The organism is Haloarcula salinisoli, assembly GCF_019599405.1.
Lineage (GTDB): Archaea > Halobacteriota > Halobacteria > Halobacteriales > Haloarculaceae > Haloarcula > Haloarcula salinisoli.
In genome coordinates this window covers 600,771-614,403 of sequence record NZ_RKLQ01000001.1, presented here as the reverse complement: position 1 = coordinate 614,403, position 13,633 = coordinate 600,771, and the positions used below count along the sequence as shown (strand labels likewise).

Genomic DNA, 13,633 nt, shown 5'->3' with positions numbered 1-13,633 from the left:
AACCTATTGTCTCGGTCGCGTTACGGTGAGTTCCGAATCGAGGACTCGGGCGTTGGCTCCGAGTGGTTGCGACCGTTACGCTGGACCGGGACGGGAACCGCGCGCCAGGCCGCATCCAGGGTGTCGCTGTGGCTGTCGAGCGTGTCGACGGTCTGCTGGTACGCCGTCTCCCCGTTCAGAGTCTCCGGTGAGGCTGTGGCTTCGACGATTTGCCGTCGCCTATCCAGCGAGACGAGGTGGCGTCGCGGGCGGGGCTGCTCGGCGACGGCGAGCGCTCGCTTGACGCTGTCGAGAACAGCAGTGCGCTCCACGGGCTTCTGGAGGTAGTCATCGACCGAGATATCCAGAAGATCGACATCCGGTTCGACGCTGCTTATCATCACGACCGCGGGGTCGAGTTCGCGGCGGTCGAGGTCCTCCGCGACCGACACGCCGTCTTTCCTGGGCATCTGCCTGTCGATGAGGACCACGTCGATATCCTCGTCGAGCCGCCCGAGCCCAGCCACCCCGTCGGCCGCCGTCCGCACCTCGAAGGACTCCGCCAGCCAGCAACGGTATAGCGACCGGAGGTCGCTGTCGTCGTCAATGACCAGCACGGTCCCAGCGGTCCCTGTCATGGCTCGACAGTGTCGCCTCGCTACTATATACATCCCCTACTGTTTGAACCGTTCAGGACCGTTCAAACGCCTGTTTTCGGCAGGCTTGATACTCAATGCCGGTACTGCGGGCAGCGCTGTTCGTCACCGTTTTTGCGCCGCCGGGCGACCGCTCAACCGATGCCTGACATCGTCGTCCGCCGTCACAGCGTCCACGGAATGGCCGTCGACCAGTACGCGTCGGCCCTGCGCGAGCGCCTCCCCGACCGCGAAGTCGCGGTCGGGCACACACCGGCCGCCGAGCGCGACCTGGTGACCGACGCGACGGTCGTCACGGGCACTTCCATCGACGAGGCGCTACTCGGTCAGGCCGAGTCGCTTCGCCTCTTTGCCAGCACCTACGCCGGCTACGACCACCTGCCCCTCGGCGCGCTGGCCGACCGCGGCGTCGCGCTGACGACCGCCTCCGGCGTCCACGGCCCGAACGTCGCCGAGTACGTCGTCGGCGCGTGGCTCTCGCTGGCCCGGGGGTTCTTGCAGGCCCGTCGCCAGCAGCGCGAGGGTGTCTGGCAGGCTTTCCAGGCCAGTGATTTCGCCGGGAGTCGCGTCTGTGTCGTCGGTATGGGTGCCATCGGCGAGGCCATCGTTGCTCGCCTCGACGGTTTCGACGTTGAGACCGTGACCGTGCGCCACTCCCCAGGGAAGGACGCTGCCACGGACGAGGTCTACGGCTACGAGGAGATACACGAGGCCGTCGCCGGTGCCAGCTACGTCGCACTCGCCTGCCCGCTGACCGACGAGACGCGGGGGCTCGTCGACGAGTCGGTGCTGCGGTCGATGCATCCGGACTGCGTGCTGGTCAACGTCGCCCGCGGACCCGTCGTCGACACCGACGCGCTGGTCGACGCCTGCCAGCACAACTACGTCGGCGGCGCGGTGCTGGACGTGACCGACCCGGAGCCACTGCCCGGTGACCACCCGCTGTGGGACTTCGAGAACGTCCTGCTCACGCCACACAACGCCGGTCACACGCCCGAGTACTACGAGCGACTCGCGGACATCGTCGCCGAGAACGTCCGGCGGGCCGAGGAGACGGGGTCCTGGGACGGGCTGGAGAACCAGGTCGACCTGGATAGTAACGATTGAAACGATTTACACACCGACCGCACCGTCCTCAGAAATAGAAGATTTCTGCTGGGCTCACGAGCGCTTTGCTCTCGTGAACGGTGTCGTGCGGTCGGGTGTGCATTGAATTTCGATGGCTACTATAGCTACGCCCCGCGCCGGCTCGCCTGGTAGCCGTCCCACGCTTCGTACAGCCAGTAGCCCGCGAACAGCGCCGCGACGCCGAGACCGAGGACGGTTCCGAGGCCAGTTCCGGCGACGCTAACATTGCGGTACGTGACCCCGACGACCATCGCCCCGACCGCGGTCACGACCAGCGCGGCGAACCGCCAGCGGGCCGCCACCGGGACGCTCTCGCTGTCACCGCGCAGCGCGAGGTAGATGTGCGAGCCGGCGAAGACGACGATGTACGAGGCCGCGCCGAGCAGGAGCGGCGTGCCGGCGGTAGGGCTACCGAACTGTGCCGAGAGGACGGCGAGCGTCGTCGCGACGACGACAGCCGCAACCTGGACTGACGTATCGCGGGAGACCATACTAGCACTCCTCGCGAGGCCGAAAAAAGGGCTGCGGTGTCTACAGGTAGCCGCGCTTGTTCAGCAACTCGCCGTTCAGAATGGATGCACCGGCGGCGCCCCGCATCGTGTTGTGGGCCAGGCAGTTGAACTGCACGCCGTCGGTGGTCTCGCGGAACCCGCCGACGGCGACGCCCATGCCGCCCTCGGTGTTCCGGTCGAGGCGGGGCTGGGGCCGGTCGGGCTCCTCGAACACCTTGATGAGCTGGTCCGGCGAGGAGTGGAGGTCGACGCCGGTGACCGCTTCCATCGCCTCGGCGGCGTCTTCGGCGCTCACGTCCTCGGCCGTGTCGGCCCAGACGTTCTCCAGGTGGCCGTCCAGCGTCGGGATGCGGTTACAGGAGGCGGCAACGTCCATGTCGTGGAGCTGGACCTCGGCGCCGTCGAAGCTCCCGAGCAGCTTGCGCGATTCGGTCTCCATCTTCTGCTCCTCGCCGCCGATGTGCGGGATGGCGTTGTCGATGATCTCCATCGAGGAGACGCCCGAATAGCCCGCGCCCGAGACGGCCTGGAGCGTCGAGACGCGCACGTCGGTCAGGTCGAACGCGCGGTCCAGCGCCTCCAGCGCCGGGACCATCGTGATGGTCGAGCAGTTGGGGTTCTTCAGCAGGGCGCCGTCCCAGCCCCGCTCGTCACGCTGGACCTCGATGAGGTCGACGTGGTCGGCGTTGACCTCCGGAATCGTGAGTGGCACGTCCTCGTCCATGCGGCCGTTCGAGGAGTTCGAAGAGACGACGTAGCCGGCCTCGCAGAACTCGGGTTCGACCTGCTGGCCGACGCTGGAGGGAAGCGAGGAGAAGATGAGGTCCACGTCGTCGGGGACGGCCTCTGGCTTGGTCGCGCCGACTTCGATTTCGGCCACGTCGGTCGGGATGGGCGCGTCGACGCGCCACTTCGCGGCCTCCCGATACGTCTTCCCGGCGCTCGATTCGCTCGCGGTGAGTGCGGCGATCTCGAACTCCGGGTGCGGGTCGAGTAGCTGGATGAGTCGCTGTCCGACTGCCCCTGTGGCGCCGAGGACGCCAACGCGTACAGACATAGCTTGCCGTCTGATTCCGGTATTCAAAACGGTTTGGGTATTGTCCCGCGTTGGCACGGTCCTCGTATATCTCGGTCTCTTGTCCTCTCATACGCCCCAAACTCGCCGGAAAGCCGTTCACCCCATTATTTGAAGTCTCATCGAACGGTAGTATCGGTCATGCGTATCGTCGAAGGAGACGAACACAGTGACGGTGCACCGACAATCGAGGGCACCGGTATTCGCGTCGAGGATATCGCCGTCGCGCACGAACAAAGTGGCTACGAACCTGACGAGATTACACAGCTCTATCCCGACCTCTCGCTCGCTGACGTCCACCGGGCGCTCGCGTACTACTTCGACCATATCGACGATTTCCGAACCGATACGTCAGAGACAGCGTCAGCATGACGAGACCGCTGTACTGTGACGAGAGTATCTGGATACCAGTCGCCGATGGGCTCCGTCGCCGAGGCTGGCCTGTCAAGACGGCCAGAGGACAGGATACACTCGGCGACCCTGACCGCCAGCAACTCCAGTACGCGACCGAAAACGAGTGGGTTTTCCTGACCTTCGACGACGATTTCCTGTCACTTGTCGCCAGCCAGGGGCTGGAGCATACGGGCCTCATCTATATCGACCAGCGTGGACGACAGATTGGCGACGTTGTCAAAACGGCCGATACGCATCTCGACACCCGTGCCGACGATGATTACGCCATCACGTATCTGTAACCGTCGTCGAGCTACCCACCACGAAAGCCGTGGGCTTTACTCGAACGTTGCATGAACCGTCTCAGACCGCCGCTTCGGTGTCCTCGAACACCCACTGCACCACGCGCGCTTCGACGATATCGCGCTCGTCGACGTAGGGGTCGTCGCGATTGGCGAGCACGCGCTCGGCCTCTTCGCGCATCTCAGCCTCCAGGTCGGAGTGGTCGGGCTCGTCGCGGATGTCGTTGAGCAACGCCTCGAAGTCCTCCCGCAGGTCGAAGGAGGCACGGGCGACGTTACACCGGGAGAGCGGGCTCATCCCCGTTTCCAGCACGAGGTCACGGACCGTGTCCCAGTCCGACTGACAGAAGTAGATAGACACCTCGCCGACGATGTCCCGCCAGGCGATTGCCTCGGCGTGTTTCAGCAGCGGCACGGCCCGGGGCGGCAGGTCCAGCCGGCTGCTGGTGTCGGGGTTCCCACAGAGGCAACACGCCTTCTCCGTCTTGCCGGTGTACATAATCGAGGGTAGGACTCGACGGACTTGGGTACGTCGCTCGGGACTGACAAGGTTTTAATCGCCGGCCCCGGGAGTCGAGGTATGAACACGGCCGAGCGAGTCGACCTCGTGAGCAGACACACACAGGAGGTCGTCACGGAGGAGGAACTGACGGAACTGTTCGAGGCCGGCGACCCGACGGCGTACATCGGCTACGCGCCCACGGGCGAGATGCACATCGGGCACTTCACCACGATGCGCAAGCTCGCCGACTTCCTGCGGGCCGGCATCGAGGTCACCGTCCTCATCGCCGACCTTCACGCTCACTTAGACGACAACAAGAGCCCGTTCGACCTGCTCGACGCCCGCTCTGCGTACTACGAGACGGCCATCGAAGGGATGATCGAGGCCGCTGGTGCCGACCCCGACGACGTCGAGTTCGTCCGCGGCACCGACTTCCAGTTAGACGAGGAGTACACCCTGGAGATGTACCGGATGGCCGCCGAGACGACCATCGCACGCAGCCAGCGCGCGGCGAGTGAAGTGGTCAGAGAGTCCGAGAGTCCCAACCTCGGCGGGCTCATCTACCCGCTGATGCAGACCCTGGACGTGAAGGCGCTCGACGCCGATATCGCCTACGGCGGCGTCGACCAGCGCGGCATCTACATGCTCTCCCGTGAGGTGCTCCCCGACCACGGCGGCGAGTCGCCGGTCTGCGTGTTCGCGCCCCTGCTCTCGGGCCTGTCGGGCGGGAAGATGAGCGCCTCCGACGCGGCTTCGAAGGTGAACCTGACCGACAGCCCCGAGGACGTCGAGGAGAAGATTGGCCAGGCGTACTGTCCCGCGGGCGAAGTCGAGGACAACGGCGTCCTCGAATATCTGGACCACCTCGTCTTCCCGATTCTGGCCGTCGACGACGAGCCCTTCGTCGTCACCCGCCCCGAGGAGTACGGCGGCGACCTGACTTACGAGAGCTACGACGAGGTCGAGGCGGACTTCCTGAGCGGTGAGCTCCATCCCGCGGACCTCAAGCCCGCGGTCGCCGACGCCATCTCGACGGTCATCGACCCCGTGCGCACCCGGCTGAACGACGAACCCGAGCTGCTGGCCGAGGCCTATCCTGAGAGCTACGGCGAGGAGTAACGGCGCCGTTCCGGGCGGGCTGTCACGTGGGCCCGACTGCCCCTGGCTATCCGGGCCGTCGCCCGTGGCAATTCGTGCTGTGGGCAGCTCGAGCAGGTGGTACTGAAACAGCACAGCAGTGGGGAGCAGAGTTTTACTACTACCGGAGCATATGGTGAGTGCGAGAAATGTTACGAGCAGACGTGTCGCCGGGTCGGCCGTGGGGACGGACCGGGGCCGAGACACCCGCCCAGGTACCGGGGGCGGCTGGCGGGGCCGTCCCGATTGCTGACCGCTGTGAGGCCGGATGAGCCTGGCCGAACTCGGCGTCGGACTGATCGTCGCCTCCGTCGCCGCCGGCGTCGGCGCGCTGTATCTGCTGTGGTATCTCTACCGACATCGCGAGAAGCCGGGCGCAGCGTGGTTCATGGGGAACATCGCGTCCGTCGCGGTGTTCTGTCTGGCCTACGGGCTCTCGCTGCTGGTCTTCGAGCCCGGGCTTCGCGTGGCCTTCGAGACAGTTTCGTTCGTCGCCCTCTGTTTCATGGGGCCCTTTTTCCTGGCCTTCGGCCTCGATTACACGGGCCGTGCCGACCTGCTCCGGAGCCCCCTTTTCGGGATTGTTATGGCCGTGCCGCTGGCGACGGTCGGGCTGGCGGCGACCAACGCGGCCCACGGGCTGGTCTGGACAGGATTCCGGCTCGCGCCGGTGTTCGGGCTGGCGACGGTCGAGTACGCCATCCAGCCGTGGGGCGTGTTCGCCGTGCTGTTCTGTGTCGGCACCGCTGCCGTCGGGTCGCTCCTGCTCGTCGGGGCGATTCTCAGCTACGGACCGCTCTACCGGCGCGAGGCGACAGCCGTCATCCTGAGCACGGCACCGCCCACCGCCGGCGTGTTGGTGTGGCTCTTCGAACTGGGACCGGCCCCGCAGTTACATCTCACGGCGCCGCTGATGGTCGTCCACGTCGCGCTCGACCTGTACGCGTTCGTCGGGACCCATATGTTCGAGACGAACCCGGCGACACAGCGGGTCGCCGAACAGACCGGGCTCGACAACCTCACGGAACCGGTGCTGGTCCTCGACAACCAGGACCAGGTCGTGAAACTGAACCGGAGTGCCGAGGCGGTGTTCGGGGAGACGGACGCCCTGCCGGCCCCCCTGCAACGGTTGACCGGCGTCGAGTTGGGGACGCTCCGGGAGACCGGCGAGGTGGACATCGCCGGGTCCGCCGGCGGGACGTTCGCGGTGTCGTACACCCCGCTTTCGGACCCGAGCGGCGACCCCGTCGGCGGGATGGTCGTCCTCTACGACCTCTCGGAGGAACGGCGGCGCAAACAGCAACTCGCGGTGCTCAACCGCGTGCTGCGGCACAACCTCCGCAACGAGATGACCGTCATCCAGGGGTTCGCCGAGTCGCTTGCGGACAGCGTCGCCGACCCGGAGCTGCAGTCACAGGCCGCGACCATCGTCCGCGCCGGCGACCGCCTGCTCTCTATCGGCGAGAAAGTGCGGGAGTTCGACCGAATCCAGGAACAGGTCGTCCACGCCGAGCCAGTCGGCCTCGAGGGCCTGATTGCGGGCGTCCGCGAGGAGTTCCTGGTCCGGTATCCCGACGCGACGATAACGACCGAGCTGGGCGTGGCCGACCCGACGGTCCACGTCCAGCCACAGGTCCTGGAACTGGCGCTGGTGAACCTGATGGAGAACGCGCTGAAACACGCCGCCGACGGCGACCGTGCGGTCCGGATGACGGTTCGGTCGTCGACGCCGGACGGCGGCGAAACCCACCTGGAGGTCCGCGATACCAACGACCGAATCTCCGAGGACGAAATCACGGTGCTCAACGAGGGGGACGAGACTCCCCTCCAGCACGGCCAGGGGATCGGGCTCTGGGTGGTGAACTGGTGTCTCACAGCGCTGAACGGCGATATCGAGTACCAGTACGACGGTGGGAACGTGTTCACGCTCGTGTTACCGACGGATTGAAGCGGGAACGACAGCACAAAGTCGGGGCGTCCCCGTGCTGTGGGTATGGGAACATCGCTGGCCAGTCCCGAAGCACAGGCCGAGGAAGTCGTCGACCGATTACACGAGGCGTATCCCGACTCGACGATTTCGCTGAACTACGCCAACCGACTGGAACTCCTGATCGCCGTCGTCCTCTCGGCCCAGTGTACCGACGAGCGGGTCAACGACGTAACGCAGGAGCTCTTCGAGAAATACCAGACGCCGGAGGACTACGCCGAAGCGAGCGAGGAACAGCTGGCCGAGGACATCTACGGCATCACCTTCCACAACAACAAGGGCGGCTACCTGAAAGGCATCGGCGAGCAAATCGTAGACGAGCACGACGGCGAGGTGCCCGACACGATGTCGGCGCTGACCGACCTGCCGGGCGTCGGGCGCAAGACCGCCAACGTCGTGCTCCAGCACGGCCACGACATCGTCGAGGGTATCGTCGTCGACACGCACGTCCAGCGAATCTCTCGGCGGCTGGGCCTGACCGAGGAAGAGCGCCCCGAAGCCATCGAGCAGGACCTGCTCGATATCGTCCCGGAGAGCGAGTGGCAGCAGTTCACCCACCTGCTCATCGACCACGGACGGGCCGTCTGTGGCGCACGCTCGGCGGAGTGCGGGGAGTGCGTGCTGGCCGACATCTGTCCCTCCGAGAAGGGCGATAGCGACGTCGACCTGGCGTCGGGCGAACCCTGGTAACGGCGCTACGCCTCGCGCATCCGGACCGTCAACACGGGCTGGTCGGCCGTCCGAACGACTTTCTCGGTGACGCTGCCAAGCAGGTAGCGGTCCACGCCGGTCCGCCCGTGGGTCCCCATCACAACGAGGTCGACGTCGTGGTCCTCGGCGTACTCGCGGATGCGTTTGTACGGGTCCCCGCTCAGGACCGCCGTCTCGACCGGGACGCCCGACACGCTGTCGGCTACGTCCTCGACGAGTGCCAGGCCGTGTTCGCGCACGCTGCCGCCCTTCGCTGGCGGTTTGTTGGTCATCCCGGTCTTGCTGGCGTCCGCTCGCTCCCGCACGATCTCCTCGCCGCCGACCATCTCCGAGCGCTCGACGCCCTCGTGTTCCTTTTCGACCATCCCGGACGGACCGAAGTCGTCTTTGGCCACGAAGAGGACGTGCAAGGTCGCGTCGTACGTGCCAGCGTGTTCGACGGCGTGGTCGAGCGCGGCCTCGGACCCGTCGCTGCCGTCTGTCGGAAAGAGAATGTTCTGGTACATCACAGCCAGAATGTTGAATCTGTGACACTATCAATATGTATGGCTGTTTGACATACCACTCAGGCGACGTACCGGAGAACGAAGCGGGCCGTGCCGACGACGTAGGCGAGCATCCAGAAGATGACGTAGCCGAAGACGCCGATGCGCAGACGGGACCGCCAGTGGGACATCCGGTCGCCCCCGATTTCGTCCATGAGCACGTCCTCGTCGTAGTCGTTGTAGAGGTCGTGCTGTCGTTTCGCCCGGAAGATGCGGACGATACCGGTGCCGCCGAACAGCAACAGAGCGTACGCCTGCAGACCCAGATAGGCGTGGACGGCCGAGAGCCCGCCGAGCTGGTCCGGGAGTCGTGGCACCATCCAGAACAGCATCGGGACTGTCGTCAGGGTCAGCCCCGTACCGACGAACTTCAGGTGGTGGACGAGCACGCCCCACGTGACCGGTTCGGTCTCGATGATGTAGTACGCGCCGTACAGAAAGCAGGGGAAGCTCAGGCTTACCATCACGAACACGACGGCGGCTATCAGCGCGTCCGACACCATGGCCGGCGTTAGGACAGGACCCGCTAAAACGTGCCGGATGCGACTGTGCCGATGTAGCCTCGGTACACTCGCGGTCTGTAGAAATAGACACCACCCATCCGCGTCCAGTTTTACAAACAATATTAAGCATATAATTACTATTATGGCCGAAAAACCGTGCAGATATAGACTTATCACAGTAGAACCGGTACGCTTGCCCAAGAAATGATTGGATCGGTAAACCGTCGGGCTGGCGGGAGAGGTGGGATGAACCCCCCGGCGAAACGAAGCGAATACTACTACGGCGAGCTCGCGACCTGTGATATCTGTGAGGTCGAACAGCAGTGTTTCGACCGCTTCGGGATGGTGACCTGCCAGGCCTGTCAATCCGAGTACCTGCCCTCCGGTGGAGGGGTCCTCTACTTCGGGTGATTACGTCGGCTCGGACTGCACGCCGAGGGAAACTGCAATCGTCACGCTAACAGGTGTTCCCGACGTAGCCGTGACCGATGAGCGATTCCTCGGACGAGCAGGTGCGAGCGGGAGAGGACGCCGAGCGTCCCACGGAACCCGATTCCGAGGACGTCGAGGCGCTCCGAAAACAGGTCGAGGAGAAGTACGACTTCGAGGACTTCGGCCCGGCGGACATGGCCGAGATGACCGCCGAGGAGTGGGACGTCGCCTTCGACGAGGAGACGTGGATAACCGGCGCGGACCTGCTGGACCGGGTCGAACGGGACCTCAGAAGCCGGGTGGCCACCCGCGACGTGTTCGCGCGCATCGAGCGCCACCGGGAACCTCAGCACGTGCTGGCCTACTCCGACGAGGGGTACGCCGTCGTCTACCCGGACGGCTCGGTCGAGGGGGAGGGCACCGTACTGAGAGACGTGAAGCCGACGGTCGCGCTCTGTTCGATGGACAGCTACGAGGTGCCCGACGAGGTGCCCGACAACCCGCTGCCCGAACCCGACGCCGTGCCGGAGGGCGGGGGCGAACTCGGCAACCAGATGCTACAGGCCATCGCCGGGGTGCAGCTGCTCGCTGGCCTGGCGATGCTCGGCGGCGCGCTGTTTGCCCTGCTGGACGTGTTCGGGCTGGGCGGGCCGGGGGCGAATATCGAGTTCCTCGTCGTCGGCGGGCTGGCCTTCATCGGCGTCTCGCTGGTGCTGTTTTTCACCGTCGCGAACGCGCGCCTCTCGGATAAGTTCCGGGCCGAGGAGTACCGCGACCGGCTGCGTGCCGTCGGGCTGGAGGACGGCGAGCGACCGGACTTCGTCCCCGAGCTCACGCCCGAGGACGACCGCGAGAGTGAGGCCGACTAAGAGGAGGCCTCAGAAGACGCGAGCGGCGACGCCGCGAGTGGAGGCGACGGGGACGGCGATGACGCCACCGAAGTCGGTGCGTAACGGTTCCTGCGGGTGGTATCCGGTGGGTTTATACAAACACAGTCCTGAAATCGGGATGAACATGAACAGGCGGGAATTCGTCCGGACAGCGGGGGGTGCCACGGCCGGCGTGGCGGCCCTCAGTGCCGCCGGCCCGGCCGCGGCCCAGGAAGAGGGCACCGAGTCCGGTGGCGGCGACGGCAACACGGCCCCGGACTTCGGCGGCTACCTCGACGACGTCGGAAACTTCTCGGGTCCCGGAAGCACCGTCGACGAGACGGGGTCGGACACAGTGACGGTCGAAGTCGGCGTACAGGCTAACGGCGGCCCCAACGGGTTCGGTCCGCCGGCGGTCCACGTCGACAACGGCGCGACCGTGCAGTTCGAGTGGACCGGTAACGGGAGCCACAACGTCGTCTCGGACGGCGACGGGCCGCTCGATTCGGGTAGCGCGGCCTCCAGCTCCGGCGTCAACTACGAGTACACGTTCGAAGAGGACGGCATCTTCAACTACTACTGTGTGCCACACGAGACCCTACAGATGAAAGGCTCCATCGTCGTCGGCGAGGACTACCCGACACAGACGCTGGAGAGCGGTGGCCCGGTGGAGGTCGACCCCCACTACGCCGGCGTTCCCATCCAGCCACACTACGTCGGCTTCGGGGCGGGTCTCGCGGTGATAATCCCGCTCATCTTCACCTTCTTCCAGCTGAAGTACGGTGAGTCGCCCCACACCAGCGGAGGGAACAACTGATGGCATCCGAAGGCTCCACTTACGGCGATATCCACCGCTACGAGCCGCCACGTGAGAGTACGGCGGCAGCGGTCGGCATCGTTCTCCTGACCATCATCCAGATCGGACTGGTCGGCCTCTTTACCTACGGGATGCTCGCCGGCTGGGCGTCCGGTATCGGCACGATACTGACGGTCAGCCTCATCGAGGCCAATATGTTCCTGGGCGGCGTGCTGACGGCCATCTTCATCGACCTGGCCTTCATCATGCTGCTGTACCGCAAGGAGTTCCTCCCCGACGTGATGATCGTCAAGAAGCGCCGTCGCAAGTGGGAGGACCTCTACATCCGCCAGGACGACGTCGACGGCACGTCGATGGCCGACCAGGGCGAACTCGTTGAGACTGTCAAACGCGCCATCTACCCCTACTACAAGAAATAATGCCGCTAGACGAAGACAAATATCCGGCCGAGACGGGCAGACGACGATTCGTATCGGGTGTCGTAGGTAGCGCAGCGCTCTCCGCAGTCGGTGTGGGCGGCGCTGCAGCAGCGGACTCGCTTACGAGTTCCTCCGGTGAAGGTGGCGGGACGACGACGTTCGTCGCCGTCCAGAACACGGACGGCCCCGCGCCCCGTGGGATGCCCATCATCCCCATCACCATCGACGGTGGGACTATCAAGGGCGTCTGGCCCGAGTACGACGAGGAAGCGGGCGTCGCCATCGCCAGGGACTTCGGCGGGAGCGGCATCGACTACTCCTCGGCGTGGTTCCAGTACTGCGGTGTCCAGACCTCGAGCGGCATCTACCCGCAGGCCGAGGCCGAGAACGCGTTCCTCAACAGCCAGGGCGCTTTCGACTGGCAGAGCGACGTCGGGAAGGGCGAGCCCCTGACCGTCGACATGTTCGACGACTACGAGTCGTGGGGCAACGGTATCGGCTCTTCCGGCCTCGGCAAGCCCGCCAGCGCCACCTGGCGCCAGACCGACAAGGGCGGCGTCACAGCCCAGATTATCCGGTCGAAGAAGGTCGAGGAGATGGCCAACGGGAACACGGACCTCCCGGGCCCCGTCCAGGACTTCATCGCGGAAGCGACGGACCAGGGCTTCATCGCCTGGCTCAACAAGTGTACACACTTCTGCTGTGTCCCCGGTTTCAAGACACAGGAGGGCAGCGCGAACTTCGGCGCGGAAAACGCCATCTACTGCCAGTGCCACCAGTCCGTCTACGACCCGTTCAGTCCCGTCCAGAAACAGTTCGTGGCACTGCCGCGGCCGCCACAGACAGAGGGATAACCAATCATGAGCCTCGAACGCAAAGACGACCACGACCACAAAGGGTGGATGAAATCGCGCGAGCTATCGCCGCTCGAGACCATCTACCTCACGACACTCATCTGGCTCGACAAGCGCCTGCGCGTCGTTGACTACCTGGAGATCCTCGAGGATCTCTACTACAAGGTCAACATGCAGATGCCAAAGAGCCACACGGAGCAGTACAACCTCGACAACAAGTTCTGGTACTGGTACCCGCTGTACGCGCTCGGGTCGTTCTCGACCATCGCGTACATCGTCGCCGCCATTTCGGGCGCCCTGCTGGGCTTTTACTATGCCCCCGCCGCAGCGGCGGCCGACGGCTCGCCGACCGTGGCCTACGACTCTGTGCTGCTCATCATGGGCCAGCTCAACCTGGGCTATTTCCTGCGGTCGGTCCACCGCTGGGCCGCCCAGATTATGGTCGCCGCCGTGTTCCTCCACATGCTCCGTGTCTACTTCACGGGCGCGTACAAGGAACCGCGCGAGCTCAACTGGCTCATCGGCATCATCCTCATCAGCCTGACGCTCGTGTTCGGGTACACCGGCTACCTGCTCCCGTGGAGCCAACTCTCCTACTGGGCGGGCCAGATCGGCGTCGAGATGTCACTCTCCATCCCGCTCATCGGCGAGTGGGTCGCACAGCTGATGTTCGGCGGGTTCACCCTGTCACAGGCCACGTTGCAACGGATGTACATCCTGCACGTGTTCTTCCTGCCGTTCATCACGACAGCCGTCATCGCCTTGCACATCGGCATCGTCTGGATGCAGGGCATCGCGGAACCACACTAAAA

General features: G+C 65.0%; 18 protein-coding genes. 12 read left to right on the top strand and 6 right to left on the bottom strand.

Features of this window, described 5'->3' with window-relative positions; genetic code table 11:
* Positions 1-20 precede the first annotated feature (20 nt).
* Positions 21-617 carry a response regulator transcription factor gene (locus EGD98_RS03175; RefSeq protein WP_220586904.1) on the bottom strand — a complete coding sequence of 199 codons (597 nt, stop codon included), beginning with the start codon at positions 615-617 and terminating at the stop codon, positions 21-23.
* Between the two features lie 159 nt (positions 618-776).
* Here EGD98_RS03175 and EGD98_RS03170 point away from each other — a divergent pair, with 159 nt between their 5' ends.
* Positions 777-1,742 carry a D-2-hydroxyacid dehydrogenase gene (locus EGD98_RS03170; RefSeq protein ID WP_220586903.1) on the top strand — a complete coding sequence of 322 codons (966 nt, stop codon included), beginning with the start codon at positions 777-779 and terminating at the stop codon, positions 1,740-1,742.
* Positions 1,743-1,867: 125 nt separating this feature from the next.
* Here the strand turns inward: EGD98_RS03170 and EGD98_RS03165 are convergent, their stop codons facing one another.
* On the bottom strand, positions 1,868-2,254 hold the full coding sequence (locus EGD98_RS03165) for a hypothetical protein (RefSeq protein WP_220586902.1): 387 nt from the start codon (positions 2,252-2,254) through the stop codon (positions 1,868-1,870).
* Between the two features lie 40 nt (positions 2,255-2,294).
* Positions 2,295-3,332: an aspartate-semialdehyde dehydrogenase gene (asd, locus tag EGD98_RS03160; protein ID WP_220586901.1), complete on the bottom strand. Its 1,038-nt coding sequence runs from the start codon at positions 3,330-3,332 to the stop codon at positions 2,295-2,297.
* Between the two features lie 159 nt (positions 3,333-3,491).
* On the opposite strand from asd, the gene EGD98_RS03155 reads away from it, so the two are divergent.
* Positions 3,492-3,722: a DUF433 domain-containing protein gene (locus EGD98_RS03155; protein ID WP_220586900.1), complete on the top strand. Its 231-nt coding sequence runs from the start codon at positions 3,492-3,494 to the stop codon at positions 3,720-3,722.
* On the top strand, positions 3,719-4,045 hold the full coding sequence (locus EGD98_RS03150) for a DUF5615 family PIN-like protein (RefSeq protein ID WP_220586899.1): 327 nt from the start codon (positions 3,719-3,721) through the stop codon (positions 4,043-4,045). Before EGD98_RS03155 ends, EGD98_RS03150 begins: the two co-directional genes overlap by 4 nt.
* Before the next feature lie 61 nt (positions 4,046-4,106).
* Here the strand turns inward: EGD98_RS03150 and EGD98_RS03145 are convergent, their stop codons facing one another.
* Complete coding sequence (locus tag EGD98_RS03145; protein ID WP_220586898.1) at positions 4,107-4,544, bottom strand: DUF7960 family protein; 438 nt, start codon at positions 4,542-4,544, stop codon at positions 4,107-4,109.
* 81 nt (positions 4,545-4,625) lie between these two features.
* On the opposite strand from EGD98_RS03145, the gene EGD98_RS03140 reads away from it, so the two are divergent.
* The 3 genes from EGD98_RS03140 (at position 4,626) to nth (ending at position 8,361) form a co-directional block, all read left to right on the top strand.
* The gene (locus EGD98_RS03140) at positions 4,626-5,666 is read left to right on the top strand and encodes a tyrosine--tRNA ligase (RefSeq protein ID WP_220586897.1); all 1,041 of its coding nucleotides are present in this window, start codon (positions 4,626-4,628) and stop codon (positions 5,664-5,666) included.
* Between the two features lie 286 nt (positions 5,667-5,952).
* A complete protein-coding gene (locus tag EGD98_RS03135; protein ID WP_220586896.1) occupies positions 5,953-7,632 on the top strand; it encodes a sensor histidine kinase in 1,680 nt (559 codons plus the stop codon).
* 45 nt (positions 7,633-7,677) lie between these two features.
* A complete protein-coding gene (nth, locus tag EGD98_RS03130; protein WP_220586895.1) occupies positions 7,678-8,361 on the top strand; it encodes an endonuclease III in 684 nt (227 codons plus the stop codon).
* A 5-nt stretch (positions 8,362-8,366) separates the two neighbouring features.
* Here nth and EGD98_RS03125 read toward each other — a convergent pair whose 3' ends face one another.
* Both EGD98_RS03125 and EGD98_RS03120 read right to left on the bottom strand, forming a co-directional pair.
* Positions 8,367-8,888 carry a universal stress protein gene (locus EGD98_RS03125; RefSeq protein ID WP_220586894.1) on the bottom strand — a complete coding sequence of 174 codons (522 nt, stop codon included), beginning with the start codon at positions 8,886-8,888 and terminating at the stop codon, positions 8,367-8,369.
* A 59-nt stretch (positions 8,889-8,947) separates the two neighbouring features.
* The gene (locus EGD98_RS03120; protein ID WP_220586893.1) at positions 8,948-9,430 is read right to left on the bottom strand and encodes a DUF7321 family protein; all 483 of its coding nucleotides are present in this window, start codon (positions 9,428-9,430) and stop codon (positions 8,948-8,950) included.
* Positions 9,431-9,676: 246 nt separating this feature from the next.
* On the opposite strand from EGD98_RS03120, the gene EGD98_RS03115 reads away from it, so the two are divergent.
* The 6 genes from EGD98_RS03115 (at position 9,677) to EGD98_RS03090 (ending at position 13,631) form a co-directional block, all read left to right on the top strand.
* The gene (locus EGD98_RS03115) at positions 9,677-9,841 is read left to right on the top strand and encodes a hypothetical protein (RefSeq protein ID WP_220586892.1); all 165 of its coding nucleotides are present in this window, start codon (positions 9,677-9,679) and stop codon (positions 9,839-9,841) included.
* 77 nt (positions 9,842-9,918) lie between these two features.
* Positions 9,919-10,731, top strand: a complete 813-nt coding sequence (locus EGD98_RS03110) for a DUF7319 domain-containing protein (RefSeq protein WP_236039217.1) — start codon at positions 9,919-9,921, stop codon at positions 10,729-10,731.
* 145 nt (positions 10,732-10,876) lie between these two features.
* Positions 10,877-11,548 (top strand): halocyanin domain-containing protein, encoded by a 672-nt coding sequence (locus tag EGD98_RS03105; protein WP_220586891.1) that lies wholly within the window; start codon positions 10,877-10,879, stop codon positions 11,546-11,548.
* A complete protein-coding gene (locus EGD98_RS03100) occupies positions 11,548-11,967 on the top strand; it encodes a DUF7318 family protein (RefSeq protein WP_220586890.1) in 420 nt (139 codons plus the stop codon). Before EGD98_RS03105 ends, EGD98_RS03100 begins: the two co-directional genes overlap by 1 nt.
* Positions 11,967-12,821, top strand: coding sequence for a Rieske 2Fe-2S domain-containing protein (locus EGD98_RS03095; RefSeq protein ID WP_220586889.1), 855 nt, complete (start codon positions 11,967-11,969; stop codon positions 12,819-12,821). Before EGD98_RS03100 ends, EGD98_RS03095 begins: the two co-directional genes overlap by 1 nt.
* Before the next feature lie 6 nt (positions 12,822-12,827).
* Positions 12,828-13,631, top strand: coding sequence for a cytochrome b (locus EGD98_RS03090; protein WP_220586888.1), 804 nt, complete (start codon positions 12,828-12,830; stop codon positions 13,629-13,631).
* The last annotated feature ends 2 nt before the right edge of the window (positions 13,632-13,633 follow it).